Annotated in this window: 11 protein-coding genes; 6 read left to right on the forward strand and 5 right to left on the reverse strand. The window is 55.4% G+C overall.

The window, feature by feature from the left end:
• Positions 1-55 precede the first annotated feature (55 nt).
• The 4 genes from LX66_RS15335 to LX66_RS15350 all read right to left on the reverse strand — a co-directional run bounded on the left by LX66_RS15335 (position 56) and on the right by LX66_RS15350 (position 5,152).
• A complete protein-coding gene (locus LX66_RS15335; protein WP_145715005.1) occupies positions 56-1,003 on the reverse strand; it encodes a glycerophosphodiester phosphodiesterase family protein in 948 nt (315 codons plus the stop codon).
• A 72-nt stretch (positions 1,004-1,075) separates the two neighbouring features.
• The gene (locus tag LX66_RS15340; RefSeq protein WP_145715007.1) at positions 1,076-1,804 is read right to left on the reverse strand and encodes an MIP/aquaporin family protein; all 729 of its coding nucleotides are present in this window, start codon (positions 1,802-1,804) and stop codon (positions 1,076-1,078) included.
• 40 nt (positions 1,805-1,844) lie between these two features.
• Positions 1,845-3,338, reverse strand: a complete 1,494-nt coding sequence (glpK, locus tag LX66_RS15345) for a glycerol kinase GlpK (protein WP_145715009.1) — start codon at positions 3,336-3,338, stop codon at positions 1,845-1,847.
• A 203-nt stretch (positions 3,339-3,541) separates the two neighbouring features.
• Positions 3,542-5,152 (reverse strand): glycerol-3-phosphate dehydrogenase/oxidase, encoded by a 1,611-nt coding sequence (locus LX66_RS15350; protein ID WP_145715012.1) that lies wholly within the window; start codon positions 5,150-5,152, stop codon positions 3,542-3,544.
• A 340-nt stretch (positions 5,153-5,492) separates the two neighbouring features.
• On the opposite strand from LX66_RS15350, the gene LX66_RS15355 reads away from it, so the two are divergent.
• The gene (locus tag LX66_RS15355; protein ID WP_317130573.1) at positions 5,493-6,263 is read left to right on the forward strand and encodes a DeoR/GlpR family DNA-binding transcription regulator; all 771 of its coding nucleotides are present in this window, start codon (positions 5,493-5,495) and stop codon (positions 6,261-6,263) included.
• A 3-nt stretch (positions 6,264-6,266) separates the two neighbouring features.
• Here LX66_RS15355 and LX66_RS15360 read toward each other — a convergent pair whose 3' ends face one another.
• Positions 6,267-7,190 (reverse strand): SMP-30/gluconolactonase/LRE family protein, encoded by a 924-nt coding sequence (locus LX66_RS15360; protein ID WP_145715014.1) that lies wholly within the window; start codon positions 7,188-7,190, stop codon positions 6,267-6,269.
• Positions 7,191-7,336: 146 nt separating this feature from the next.
• Between LX66_RS15360 and LX66_RS15365 the strand changes: the two genes are divergently transcribed.
• The 5 genes from LX66_RS15365 (at position 7,337) to LX66_RS15385 (ending at position 14,818) form a co-directional block, all read left to right on the forward strand.
• Complete coding sequence (locus tag LX66_RS15365) at positions 7,337-8,230, forward strand: PfkB family carbohydrate kinase (protein ID WP_145715016.1); 894 nt, start codon at positions 7,337-7,339, stop codon at positions 8,228-8,230.
• Positions 8,231-8,269: 39 nt separating this feature from the next.
• Positions 8,270-9,142 (forward strand): AraC family transcriptional regulator, encoded by an 873-nt coding sequence (locus LX66_RS15370; protein WP_145715018.1) that lies wholly within the window; start codon positions 8,270-8,272, stop codon positions 9,140-9,142.
• 68 nt (positions 9,143-9,210) lie between these two features.
• Complete coding sequence (locus LX66_RS15375) at positions 9,211-9,933, forward strand: SDR family NAD(P)-dependent oxidoreductase (RefSeq protein WP_145715019.1); 723 nt, start codon at positions 9,211-9,213, stop codon at positions 9,931-9,933.
• Positions 9,934-10,176: 243 nt separating this feature from the next.
• Positions 10,177-13,290 (forward strand): SusC/RagA family TonB-linked outer membrane protein, encoded by a 3,114-nt coding sequence (locus LX66_RS15380; protein WP_145715021.1) that lies wholly within the window; start codon positions 10,177-10,179, stop codon positions 13,288-13,290.
• A 10-nt stretch (positions 13,291-13,300) separates the two neighbouring features.
• Positions 13,301-14,818, forward strand: coding sequence for a RagB/SusD family nutrient uptake outer membrane protein (locus tag LX66_RS15385; RefSeq protein ID WP_145715023.1), 1,518 nt, complete (start codon positions 13,301-13,303; stop codon positions 14,816-14,818).
• Positions 14,819-14,829: the final 11 nt, after the last annotated feature.

Raw genomic sequence — 14,829 nt, forward strand, 5'->3', positions numbered from 1 at the left:
TTTGTGTTTTGGTTGATCGCTTGTTCGTTACTTCTTGTCTCCTACTTCCTACTTCCTATTTCCTGCTTCGTACTTCCTCCAGCCTGTCCGGGTAGTCGGTAATGATGCCGTCTACGCCCATTGCCTGCAGCTTTTCCATTTCGCTTGTTTCCTGTACTGTCCAGGGGACTATTTTGATTTGCCTTTCATGACATTTGCTGATCAGCTCCGGTGTTACCAACTGGTACTGCGGATTGTAGAAGAAGGGCGTAAAGCCCAGTTGCTCCAGGTGCTGCTCAAAAGTGGTGTTTTTGTCCCCGGTAAGAAAGCCCAGTTTAATATGCGGGTGTGTGCGGTGCAGCACCTGCAGGGGCCGCATGTCAAAGGACTGTATCAGCAGCCGGTCGCCCAGCGGCTGCAGTTCTTTTACGCCCATGAGTATGCGCATGTATTCTTCCGGCGCGGGTTGCTGTTCTCCATCTGTTTTAGCGGATGACTTGATCTCCAGCAGGTAATAGGCGGGCGGCAGGCCGTGTGCCGCCGTATAGGCTTCCACGGAGTCTACCAGCTCGGACAGCAGCGGCGCGTAAGTACGTACCTGTTGCTGCTCCGGGTAAGCAGGATAAGCTTTTTCACCGATGATGAACCGGCGGATGCTGTCGTAGTTCATTTGGTACAGCGTATATTTTGACCGCTCTTCTTCCGGTATATCGCTGCCATCGGGCATCGTGGTATAGGACGGCGTCAGGGAGGCATCGTGGTATACCACCACCTGGCTGTCTTTCGTGATGTGCACGTCAAATTCAATGGTGTTGGCGCCTGCTTCCAGGCCCTTTGTCATGGCGGGTATCGTGTTTTCCGGCATCAGGCCGCGGGTGCCCCGGTGGCCTACTTCAAAAAATCCGGGCAATGCGGTATCGGCCTCCGTCCCGGCGGAGGGCTGCGCGTTGTTGCAGGCAGTAAAAAAGCTGCTGCCTACGCCGATGGCACATGCCAGCAGCGCAATGCTTGTAAGATGTTTCATTCGTTAATGTTTTGTCTTCGTTGACTATTAAATGCTACAGTATCCCCCAACTAATGTTAAGTATTCATTAAGCTATCGTAACAACATGTACAGCCCTGCCGCGAGCGCACCGCCGGCCAGCGGCCCCAATACTGGTACCCATGCGTAGCCCCAGTCGCTGCCGCTTTTGCCTTTTATGGGCAGCAGCGCGTGCATGATACGGGGCCCCAGGTCCCTGGCCGGGTTAATGGCGTAGCCGGTAGTGCCGCCCAGTGAAAGCCCGATGGACCATACCAGGAAAGCAACCGGCACGGCGCCCAGCGAGCCAAGCCCTACCGGCGTTTTTTCCGGCCCTATCTCTGCGTTGGTGAAATAAAAAATGGTGAACAGCAGCACGAAGGTGCCCGTTACTTCGCAGATGAAATTCCTGGACATTCTACGTATAGCCGGCTCCGTGCAGAACACGGCGCGCTGCAGGCCGGTGTCGGGTGTTTCATCCAGGTGGTCCTTATAGTTGAGCCATACCAGGAAAGTGCCCGTCATGGCGCCCAGCATCTGGGCAAGGATGAAGAAGGGGACCTGTCCCCAGTCAAACTTGCCGGCCAGGGCCAGGGCTACGGTTACAGCGGGGTTGATATGCGCGCCGCTGTAAGGGCCTGCCAGCACCACGCCTACAAATACGGCGAGGCCCCAGCCGGTGGTGATCACGATCCATCCGCCGCTGTTGCCTTTGGTCTTATTGAGCACTACGTTGGCCACTACGCCGTTGCCCAGCAACAGGAGCAGGGTGGTGCCCAGGAATTCCGCTAAATATGGGTGCATGATATTTGGTTGAGTTAAATATTGGATTTAAGCGATGTTATCAGTTAGCCGCCCAGCTTTTGGCCGCTTTTACGGCTTTGTTCCACCCGTTGATCCATTCCTCGCGGCCGTTCTGCGCGGTGTCCGGCTCAAAGTATTTATCCACCTGCCACTGGCTGCGTATCTCTTCCAGGTCTTTCCAGTAGCCGGTAGCCAGCCCTGCCAGGTAAGCGGCGCCCATGGCGGTGGTTTCCGTGATGCGCGGCCTTACCACTTTAGTATGCAGGATGTCTGCCTGGAACTGCATCAGCAGGTTATTGCCGGTAGCGCCGCCGTCTACACGCAGCTCTTTGATGTGCATGTTAGCATCCGCTTCCATGGCGCGCAATACTTCCATGGTCTGGTAGGCGATACTTTCCAGCGCAGCCCGTGCAATGTGCGCGGCGGTGGTGCCGCGGGTCATGCCTACCAGGGTGCCGCGTGCGTGCTGCTCCCAGTGCGGTGCGCCCAGCCCGGCAAAGGCCGGCACCAGGTATACGCCTTCATTCTGCGGGGCGCGGGCGGCCAGCGCTTCCACTTCTGCGGAAGTGCGGATGATGCCCAGGCCGTCGCGCAGCCACTGTACAATAGCGCCCGCTATAAAGATGCTGCCTTCCAGTGCATATTGCACTTCGCCGTTCACCTTCCAGGCAATGGTGGTGAGCAGGTTATTCTTGCTGAGTATGGGCTGGTTGCCAATGTTCATCAGCATAAAGCAGCCGGTGCCGTAGGTGTTCTTTACCATCCCGGGCGTGGTGCACATCTGCCCGAAAAGCGCGGCATGCTGATCGCCGGCGATACCGGCAATGGGCAGCGTTGCGGAGAACAGGCCTGGTGCGGTATGGCCGCATACCTCGCTGGACTGCTTTACTTCGGGTAGCATGGAGGCCGGTATGTCCAGCAACTGCAGCAGTTCGGCGTCCCACTGCTGCGTGTGAATGTTGAACAGCATGGTGCGGGCGGCATTGGTAATGTCGGTAGCATGCACCTTTCCATGCGTAAGGTTCCACACCAGCCAGGCATCTACGGTGCCGAATGCGAGCTGGCCCCTGGCCGCGCGGTCGCGTGCGCCGGGCACATTGTCCAGTATCCATTTCACTTTGGTGCCGGAGAAATAGGAGTCGATCACCAGCCCGGTTTTTTCACGGATCATCTTTTCGTGGCCGGCAGCTTTCAGGCTGTCGCAATAAGCGGCGGTGCGGCGGTCCTGCCACACGATGGCGTTATGCACCGGTTTGCCGGTTTCGCGGTCCCATACAATGGCCGTTTCCCGCTGGTTGGTGATGCCAATGGCGGCAATATGGGCGCTTTCCAGGCCGGCTTTGGCCATGGCCTCGGTAGCTACGCTGATCTGGCTGCTCCAGATCTCTGCCGGGTCATGCTCTACCCATCCGGGTGCAGGAAAATGCTGGGTGAATTCTTTTTGCGCGATGGCTACAATCGCGCCTGATCTGTCAAACAGGATAGCCCTGGAGCTGGTGGTGCCCTGGTCCAGCGCCATAATGTATTTGTTCATGTTTTCCTTTTTTATCAACGTGGACGTTCGTTTTTCGTTTATGTTAGTGTCGTGTCAACCATGCTCTTTCGCACCAGGTCTTGTTTTTTTTGCCCCTGGCTGCTTTAAAAAATGTTCACGTAGTCCCCGCTATGCTCACATTTTTTGCATTGCCCGGAAAAAAATAACGGCGACTTATGCGAAATTTCATGGTTGACATGACACTAGGTGTTTAGTTGATGTGGTGTTTTGGTATCGTTGTGAATGCCTGTTAAAAGATAATGTTGTGCTACGGCGTTGAATGCCTGTACCTGTTCCTGCTGCCAGGCATCATCTTTTTCCAGCTCTGCCGCCATCAGTGCCGCTACCTGCGGCGCCATGCCGATGGCGGCCTGCGCATCCAGGAACAGCGCGCGCATGCGGCGGGCCAGCACATCTTCCACGGTGCGCGCCATTTCGTGGCGCACGGCCCATATAACCTGCGCTTTGATATAGGGCAGGCGGGCATGCAGCGGGGCTTTCAGCTCCGGGTGCTTTAATGTCAGCGCCTGCAGCAGCGGCGCGTCGCTGCCGTACACGTCCAGCGGAGCAGCGGTAGAAGGCTGCGGCAGGTACCCGTGTATGCGCAGCGTTTTGGTGCGGCATGCTGCGGCCGGCAACCCGCCGGTTTTCACGGCCTCGTTCACGGTGTCTTCCGCCATGCGCCGGAAGGTGGTCCATTTGCCGCCGGTAATGGTGATCAGGCCGGAGGGCGCTGTGATGATCTTGTGGCTGCGGGATATTTCCTTGGTGCTGCCCGTGCTTTTCTGCGGCGCGGCCAGCGGGCGCAGGCCGGCAAATACGCTCAATACATCTGCCCGGGCAGGCGGCCGGGAAAGGTAGCGGGCCGCGGTCCCTAAAATAAAATCTATCTCCGTTTCCAGCGCTACCGGCTCCATGCTGTGCTCGTCCAGCGGGGTGTCGGTAGTGCCCAGCAATACTTTGTTATGCCAGGGTACGGCAAACAGCACGCGGCCGTCGTCCGTTTTCGGGATCATGATGGCGCTGCTGCTTTGCAGGAAGGAGCGGTCCAGCACTACGTGCACGCCCTGGCTGGGCTTCACCAGGCGGCGTGCGCCGGGGTTGTCCAGTTGCAGAATCTCGTCCACGAATACGCCGGTGGCGTTGATCACGGTTTTTGCAGGCAGGGTATAGGTAAGGCCGGTTTCCAGGTCCTTTGCCACCACGCCGCTTAGTTGGCCGTCCGGGTGTTTTTCCAGCCCGGTCACTTTGAAATAGTTCAGCAGCATGGCCCCGTTCTCTGCAGCGGTCTGCGCTATGTTCACCGCCAGCCGGGCATCGTCAAACTGCCCGTCGTGGTACACAATACCGCCTTTCAATCCCTGGCGGCGGATGGTGGGCAGCTTTTCCTGCACTTCGCGGCTGCCGATGTGCCGGGAACGCCCCAGGCTGAGGCGGCCGGAAAGCAGGTCGTACAGCTTCAGCCCGATGGTGTAAAACGGGCCCTGCCACCAGGTATATTGCGGGATGATAAAATCCTGGTTATGCGCCAGGTGCGGGGCATTGGCCAGCAAAAGCCCTCTTTCGTACAGGGCTTCCCGTACCAGGGCCACGTCGCCCTGCGCCAGGTAGCGCACACCGCCGTGCACCAGCTTGGTGCTGCGGCTGGAAGTGCCTTTGGCAAAGTCCGCCTGCTCCAGCAGCAGGGTTTTGTAACCCCTGGTAGCGGCGTCCATGGCAATACCCAGGCCGGTAGCGCCGCCCCCGATAATGATCATGTCCCATACCTGGTCAGGCGCGTTGGAAATAGTTGCGATGTATGCGCTTCTGTTCATTTGACGGTCTTGTGGCTTTTGAATGCTTTCAATTTGTTTATTTTCGCTACAAATATAAAAGTAAAGCCAATAAATAGAAACCAAAGTATAAAATAATATGAAAAAGTAAAAATATTTTGTTTCAGCGGGATGAAGCAACCCTGTATATTTTCAATAAATTGAAATTCAATTATTTGTATTTTTGCCGCGATGGAAATATTTACATTGCCGGTTTCAGATGTATTTCTTTTCCCGGGATACGGGGTGTCCTGCTGAAGGAAAATGAAAGCAAGTGCAGGGATATAATGGCAAGTGAAAATTTCTCTTGCCAACAGGTTGTAATACGTTAATTTTATGCAATATGTCTATGATCAATATCGCAGAACGCCATAAGTTCATCCTGGATAAACTGCAGGAAAAGGGCTACGTGAGCGTGGTGGACCTGTGCCGCGACCTGGATGTGTCCGGCGTGACCATCCGCAAGGACCTGAAACTGCTGGAGGACCGGGCGCTGTTGTTCCGCTCCCATGGCGGCGCCACGCTCAACAATCCTTATACCAACGACAAGCCCGTCAACGAGAAGGAGAAGATCCGTCGTGATGAGAAGAACAGCATCGGGCAGGCGGCTGCCGCGCTGATAGCGCCCAATGACGCCATCATCATTGCTTCCGGCACCACCGTGCTGGCGCTGGCGCGAAGCATTCATCCCAAAGGGCACCTGACCGTTATTACCGCTGCGCTGAACGTAGCGCTGGAACTGCTGCGCTACCCGGAAATAGAAGTGATACAACTGGGGGGCCTGCTCCGCAACAGTTCTTCTTCCGTAACCGGGCCTTACGCGGAAAAGATACTGGAAGACTTTTCCTGCAGCAAGCTGTTCCTGGGCGTGGACGGTATTGACCTGGAGTTTGGCCTGACCACCACCAATATCATGGAAGCCCACCTGAACCAGAAAATGATCGCCACTGTGCAAAAGACCATCGTGCTGGCAGACGCCAGCAAATTCGGCAAAAGAGGTTTCGGCCGCATTTGCGGGCTGGAAGAGGTGGACGAGGTGATCACGGACAAAGGCATTTCCGATCACACTGTAAAAGCGATGGAGGAGATGGGGATCAAGGTGACGATCGTATAAGCGCTACTCCGCGCGTTTCACTTTCATCTGCAGCGTATACACGGCTTTGGAGGCGGTAATGAACAGCGTATGGCCGTCCTTTCCGCCAAAGCATACATTGGCCGTCCAGTCCGGCGACACCGGGATATTTCCCAGCTTATTGCCGGCAGGGTCATAGATCGTGACGCCGCGGCCGGTAAGGTACAGGTTGCCTTCATTGTCCAGCGTCATCCCATCGGAGCCCTGGGATACGAACAATTGCCGCTCACCGAGGCGGCCATCCGCCTGTATGCGGTATTTATAGGTTTTGTCGCCCTGGATATCCGCCACATACAGGTACCGGCCGTCCGGCGTACCTACGATGCCGTTAGGCTTTTCCAGTTGGTCCTCCACAATGATCGCTTCCTTTGCTCCTTTTGGCAGGTAGTACACCCGCTGTTCCTTAATTTCCGGTTCGGTACGGTCCCAGTAGTCGCGCTGGTAGTAGGGATCGGTAAAGTAAATGCCGCCTTTGGCATCTATCCACAGGTCATTGGGGCCGTTGAGACGGCGGCCCTGGAAGTCGCGCAGCAGCACGGTCACTTTTTTGTCCGGGCTGATGGACCATAGCTCATCCTTCTCATCTGCGCAGCTCACCAGGTTGCCTTCAGGATCAAAATACATCCCGTTGGAGCGGCCTGAAGGCTCCATGTACAGGGAAAGCTGTCCCTGCGTATCAAACTTCCATATCCTGTTATTGGGCTGATCGGTAAAATAGATATTCCCGGCTTTATCGGCGGCCGGCCCTTCCGTGAAGGCAAACCGGCGGGATACTTCGTGCAGGGTGGCGCCCGGCGCCACTGCAGCAATGGCGCTAAGTTCCGTGGTATTATGTTCCTGGCTGAAAGCGTGCATGGATATTGTTAAAAAGGTGATCAACAGTAACCCGGCATAGCGGTATTTGTTCATGTAGCGGAATTTTAGGTCAGTGGTCTGTATGCGCAAATATAGTTCCAACCCGCAGATATTTGTGGAAAATAGGCATTCTATGTGAGTTATTAGCTACATTTGTAATTTGTTTGGCATTGTCACACTCAATCTTATTTAATCAACGCATGTACGATATTTGTTGTGTAGGGCATATCACGCTTGACAAGGTGGTGACCACCCGGTCTACTGTGCATATGGCGGGAGGCACCTCCTTTTATTTTTCCAACGCCATCCGTAAGATGGATGTAAGCTATGCGCTGGTGACCGCCCTCGGCGCCGGCGAAATGCACGTAGTGGACGAGCTGCGTGCCAATGGTATTGCCGTGAAAGCGCTGCCCAGCGCCCATACCGTTTATTTCGAGAACATTTATTCGGAGAACCAGGACCACCGTACGCAGCGGGTGCTGCAGGAGGCGGACCCTTTTACCGCAGCGCAACTGCAGGACGTAGCTGCTAAAATCTATCACCTGGGCCCCTTGCTGGCCGGCGATATACCGGTAGAGTTGATCCGTGCGCTGGCGGCCAAAGGCCGGGTATCCCTGGATGTGCAGGGCTACCTGCGCAAGGTGGAAAACAGGCAGGTGCGCGCCATTGACTGGCCTGCCAAGCAGGAGGCCCTGCAGTACGTGGACATCCTGAAGGCCAATGAGTCTGAAATGGAAGTGCTTACCGGCCACCGGGATGTGCGCAAGGGTGCGCAGGAGCTGTTTGACCGGGGCGTAAAGGAAGTGGTGATCACCCTGGGCAGCATGGGCTCCGTGATCTACAACGGCCGTACATTTTATAATATCCCTGCCTATGTGCCTGCGGCTGTGATAGATGCTACCGGCTGCGGCGATACTTATATGGCCGGCTACCTGTACCGGCGCATTAAAGGCGATTCGCTGCAGGCTGCGGCGGAGTTTGCGGCTGCCATGGCTACGCTCAAGATCGGCGCTTCCGGGCCGTTCACCGGCGCCCAGGCAGATGTAATGGCCCTGCTGGCCGACAGCGAAAAACAGATGGTGCTGCCGGAATAACCCGCCTCTTACTAATTTAGCAGTTGTAAAAGCGCCTTTATGCTGGACCAGACCAAACTGCTGGATAGTTTAAAACAACATCATCATTTATCCATACGGGTAACGGTAAACTGCAATGTCCAGGTGCCTGCCAACATCTACCGGCAGCTCCTGACGCCGCACCGCAGCCTGCACTATGTGTTCATACTGGTAATGCAGGGGAAGTCTGTGCATACCGTAGATATGGAGACTGTTACCGTACATGCAGGACAATTGCTTTTTGTGCTGCCGCACCAGGCCCACCTGGTAGCGCCCAGGGAAAGCAGCATCAGCTATTTTACACTCAATTTTGATGAGCGCTGCCTGTCATTGTTGCCCAAACCTTTCCAGTTCCTTTTAAATCCACTGCATAACCAACTCCTTACCTTTGATGAAAGCACCCTGCAAAGGGTGCGCGCGCATTTTGAAATGCTGTCGCAACTGCTGGCGGAGCCGGACATGGATACGGACCTGGTGCTGGCTAACCTGAATACCCTGCTTACAGAATTGAACCGCACCTACGTAGCCAACCACAAAAAAGGGAAGGATGCGGACGGCCACCTGTCCAAATTCATTGCATTCAAAATGCTGGTGGAAGCCGAGTTCATGGAGCAGCCGGCCATACAGGCCATCGCCATCCGGCTGTCGCTTACCACTAACAGCCTTTACAGTATTGTGAAACACTACTCGGGCCTGTCTCCCAAAGCGTTCATCATTCAGCGCCTGATGGTGGAAGCGCAGCGCCGCCTGTACTATTCAGAAACATCCGCCAAAACCCTGGCCTATGAGCTGGGCTTCAGCGATCCCGGCTACTTCTCCCGCCTGTTCAGGAAAAGCACCGGCAAAAGCATTACGCATTTTGTAAAGGAAGTGCAGGATTTGTCTGGCAATTAAAGTGATTTGTCCCACCCCTTCAGATGGCCGTTGATGAATTTTGTGGTCACCAACAAATTCATCATCATATGCAAAAAGTATTGATCACCGGCGCCAACAAAGGCATCGGTTTTGCAACGGCCAGGCATTTATTGGAAAAAGGTTATTTCGTGTACCTGGGCTGCAGGAACGCCGCCCTGGGCGCTGCGGCGTTCAGCCGGCTGCAGGAGCAGGGACTGGTGCATTGCGAAGTGCTGGAAATAGATGTAACGGACCAGTCGTCCGTAGACCGCGCAGTGGCTGCGCTTGCCGAAAAGGCGGGCGTGCTGGATGTGCTGATCAACAATGCCGGCATACTGGGCGCTTTCCCGGCTCCGGGAGGCGCCGCTGGCGTAGAGAATGCGCAGCAGGTGTTTAACACCAACTACTTTGGAGTGATCCGCGTTACCACCGCCATGCTGCCGCTGCTGCAAAGGGCGGAGCAGCCGCGGATCGTGAACGTGTCCAGCGAAACGGCCTCCCTGTCCCTGCACCAGGACCCTTCCTGGGCGTATTATCCCATGAAGGACACTGCATACGTGCCTTCTAAAACAGCGCTGAACTTTTACACCATGGCGCTGGCGTATCAATTAAAGGATACTTCTTTTAAAGTCACCAGCGTATGTCCCGGTTATACAGCTACGGATATGAACAATTTTGCCGGCAGCGGAAAAGCCGGAGACGCGGCCGCCACCATTGCAAAATATGTCATACCTGGCACCGATACGCCCAGCGGAAAATTTTATAATGCCGCCGGGGAATTACCCTGGTAGCTGCTGCAGTTGTACCAGCGGTGCGGGCCGGGTATTTTATCCGGCCCGTTTTCTTTGTACCCCAAAAAGTAGCATAATCCATCATTTTAAAAGGTTTATCTATTTCCTGTTAGTCCCGTTACGGATACTTTTATCACAGGTTAGCAACCGACCTGTGGAATGCAAACGTTATGAAGCAGGCTCCCGGTGATGCTCTCATACCGGGACCAGTCTTCCATGTTTTGAAAAATAAAACTTACAAAAATGTATGTATCATGCCAGCGTAGCTTACTGCATACGCATTGTTCCGACTTTTCCCGGTTATTGAAAAAAAGAGGCCGGCTTGCAGCGGCGCTCATCGTATGGCTGCTGCAATTTTCTACCGGTGCGCATGCACAGTCCATTACTGTAAAGGGCCAGGTAACAGGCGATGGCGCGCCCCTGCCCGGCGCTGTTGTAAGGGTAGTGGGCGGCAACACCGGCGCAAGTGCGGACGCCGACGGCTTTTTTTCGATCGCTGCGGCGGCCGGCGACTCACTGATCTTTACTTCTTACGGCTATAAACCGCAAACCGTAGCCGTAAACAACCGTACAGCCATTAACGTGGCGATGGAGGCAGACCCGAAATCGCTGGAAGAAGTGGTAGTGGTGGGTTATGGTACCCAGAAGAAAGTAAACCTTACCGGCGCAGTAGCTACTGTGAGCGGGGACGACATGCTGAAACGCCCCGTCACCAATCCTTCCGCCATGCTGCAAGGTACCATGCCCGGCGTGCAGATCACGCAGGGAACAGGTGAGCCGGGGAATGAAAACCTCTCCATCCGGATCAGGGGCACTGGTACTTTCAGCGGCGCGGGTTCCGATCCGCTGGTGCTGATAGACGGGGTGGAGGGCAAGCTGTCCGACCTGAACCCGAACAATATTGAAAGCGTGTCCGTACTGAAGGATGCGGCTTCCGCCGCTATTTATGGTGCGCGTGCGGCCAATGGCGTAATACTGGTCACCACCAGGCAGGGCGCCGAAGGCAAGCTGCAGGTGCAGTATGATTTCAACTATGGCATCTACAAGCCTACCAAGCTGTTTGACCTCATCACCAATTCTGCGGAGTACATGGAGCTGTTCAACGAAGCCCGCATCAATTCCGGGCTGAACTCCGGCCTGTACACACAGGAGCAGATAGACCAGTACCGCAATGCCACGGATCGCAGGCTGTATCCGAATACGGACTGGCTCAGCCTCATTTTCCAGACCGCGCCTGTGCAGAACCATAACCTGAACTTCAGCGGGGGACGCAATGGCACCACCTTCAATGCATCCATTGGCTATGTAAACCAGGAAGGCATTATGAAAGGCTTTAACTACAAAAAGTACAATGCCCGCCTCAATATTGCTTCCCGTATGAACAAGCGTATCCGCTTCGGGGCTAACATTGCGTTGAAGGCCGGCAGGCGGGAAGCGCCGGTGTTCGGCTCCGAAGATATGTTCCTGTCCGCCATGGCCCAGGCGCCCACCTATGCGCCCGTACTGGCGGATGGCAGTGGCCACTACACCTATAAAGCCTACGATTTCGAGTATAACAACAAGAATCCCATTGCGCTGCTGGACGGCAAGATCAACCGCAACACGGACGACTATTCCGTAATGGCGCAGGGATGGGTAGAAGTGGCGCTGCTTAAAAACCTGACCTGGTATACCAAGGGCGCCGTGAATGCTTTCTTTGACAAGTACAAGGATTTTCGTCCGCCCCTGGAGCTGTATAACTTCCGGACCAACCAGCTAATGACCATCCTGGACCTGGGCGGCGGGCTGGAAGTGCAGGACCAGCAGAACATATACACGAACATTTATTCCTACCTGAACTACGAACGCACCTTTGATGGTGGTCATGGATTGAAAGCGCAAGCCGGCTACAGCACCGAGAAAAGTACTTACCAGTATCTCAAGGCATCCCGCAAGCAGTTCTCCACAGACCTGCTGCGGGAGTTGGATGCCGGCAGTCCCGCCATACAATATGCCAATGGTACGCAGAACAGTTGGGCCCTGGTATCGTTCTTCGGCCGGCTGAATTATAATTACAAAGAACGGTACCTCCTGGAGGCCAACATGCGCTATGACGGCTCTTCCCGCCTCAACCCGGACGGGCGCTGGGGCGTGTTCCCTTCTTTTTCTGCCGGCTGGCGGCTCACGGAGGAGCCGTTCATCCAAAACCTGCACCTGTCCTGGCTGAACAACTTCAAGCTGCGGGGCTCCTGGGGACAACTGGGCAACCAGAACATCGGGAACTATCCTTACCAGGCCATCCTGGACTATACCGGCAATTATTCCTTTGATGATGCTTCCCTTACTTCCGGCGTGGCCCAGCAAAGCCTGTCCAACACCAATATAAAATGGGAAACCACTACCATTACAGATGTTGGCCTGGACCTGACCATCCTGCAGGGCCTGAACCTTACTGCAGACTGGTACAGGAAGCGCACCTCCGATATTTTAAGGATCTCGCAGATCACCGGTGCTGTAGGCCTGGCCGCTCCTTACATTAACGATGGTACGCTGGACAATACCGGCATTGAGCTGGGCCTCTCCTACAATCACCTGGTAAGGGAAGGCGCATTGAAAGGAATGAGCTACACGATAGGCGGCAACCTGGAGCATTACAGGAACAAGGTGGTGAAATTCGGGCAGCGGGAAATAGACGGCTACCGCATCCGCCAGGAAGGAGAGGAGTGGAACGCTTACTATATGCTGGAGATGACCGGCATCTTCCAGACGGAAGATGAAGTGCAGCGCGCTCCCAAACAGTTCGGCGATGCTACCGTACCCGGTGATATTAAGTATAAAGACCAGAACGGCGATGGCGTGATCAACAATGATGACCGCGTGATCATGCGCGGCAATTATCCCAATTTGAATTATTCCTTCAACGTTTCCGCGCAATGGAAAGGCTTTGACCTGTATGCCATGGCCCAGGGTGTGGACGGCGCCCGGTTCTTTGTAAGCGAATGGGGCACCATTCCTTTTGTGCAGGGCGCGCCCCCCACTACAGACTGGCGCAACCGCTGGACGCCGGAGCATCCTTCCGCCACCATGCCGCGCATTTACTGGGGCTGGGGCGCGCCGGAGCGGGTGAGGCGCCCGTCCTCCTACTACCTGCAGGACGCTTCCTACCTGCGCCTCAAGAACCTGACCATCGGGTATACCATACCGGTAAGCATTACACAGCGTATCGGCATTAACAGCGTACGGGTGTACTTCTCCGGCGACAACCTGGTTACGCTCACCGACTATCCCGGCCTGGACCCGGAGCGGGGCGGCAGCGGCAATTTTGTCCAGTACCCGCAGAACAAGATCTATTCCTTTGGTTTAAATGTTAAGTTCTAATTCCATGCAAATGAAAAAACATATTCTCTGCATATGCCTGCTGCTGGCGATGATCCTGGCAGCCTGCACCAAGTCCCTGGACCAGGATCCGCAGGACAAGATATCCTCTGCCAATTTCTGGAAGTCAAAGGGCGATTTTGACCAGGCGCTGGCTGCCTGCTACGCCTCCATGCAGGAGGCGGAATGGGCGGTGGAAATGCCCGTATGGGACTGCCTCACGGATAACGGTTACGCACAGCATAATTCCGGCGGCGCCAAGGAGATCGTATCCGGCAGCATCAGTCCTTCCTCCGGCGGGCTGATCACGGAGTTGTATGCGGACAGCTACCGGGGCATTGCCCGTATAAACCTGTTCCTGCAACACCTGCAACAATATACCGGCGCTGATCTGCCTGAAGCGGACAAGCAGCATTATGAAGGAGAGGTACGTTTCCTGCGCGCCTTCTTCTATTTCCAGCTATATTACCGCTATGGCGCGGTACCGCTGGTGCTGGAGCCGCTGAACCTGGAAACACAGCAGCAGCCCAAAACGGTGGCCGCAGACATCCTGCAGCAAGTGCTTACAGACCTGGATTACAGCATCGCCCACCTGAACGAGACGCCTTATTTTGAGAACGGCGGACATGCCAGCCGCTCGTCTGCCCGGGCGCTGAAGGCGCGTGTGCTGCTCTTTGCCGCCTATGGCGATAACGGCGTGCCGGACCCCGGTATGCTTGCAGAGGTAAGGGACCTTACGCAGCAGGTGCAGGCGCAATACAGCCTCAGCCCAAAGTTCGAGGATATATTCCGTGATGCCTCCCAGCGAGGCAACCCCGAGATCATCTTTTCGATCAACTTCCTGGCGCCGAACAACACGGCTCCCTGGGATATGTACTACGGCGACTGGCTGGTGGCCAGCCCCCTGCAGAACTTCGTAGATGCGTTTGAGTGTATTGACGGGCTGCCTTACGGCGAGTCACCGCTTACTGATCCCAATGCGCCTTTCGAGAACAGGGACCCGCGTTTGAAAAAGACCGTGTTCGTGGATCATCCTGATTTCGGGGATGGCAAGGTGCATACGCCCTCCAACAGCCGCCCCACCGGTTATGGTGTTATGAAATTCCTGGTGCCGGAAAATATTCCCTACGGGTTCTCTACCTTAAGCCAGCAGAATGCCGTAGTATTAAGACTGGGCGAGGTGCTGCTGATGTACGCAGAGGCGCAGAACGAGCTGGCCGGGCCGGATGCCTCTGTATATAAAGCCATGACGGACCTCCGCGCCCGCGTGGGCATGCCGCCTTATCCTGCCGGCCTGACCAAAGAACAGATGCGTGCGCGTATACGTCATGAAAGAAGGATAGAGCTGGCTTTTGAAGGGCTGCGCTTCTTTGACCTGATGCGCTGGCACAATGCGGGCGAGGTGCTGAACAGCGTACCAGACGGCCTGCAGCCCTACCATTTCGAGGACAGGTTCTACAAATGGCCGCTGCCGCAGCCGGAGATCGACAAAAGCGGCGGCGTGCTGGAGCAGAACCCGGATTATAAATAACAGTCAATCTT

The organism is Chitinophaga japonensis, from assembly GCF_007830125.1.
GTDB classification, from domain to species: domain Bacteria; phylum Bacteroidota; class Bacteroidia; order Chitinophagales; family Chitinophagaceae; genus Chitinophaga; species Chitinophaga japonensis.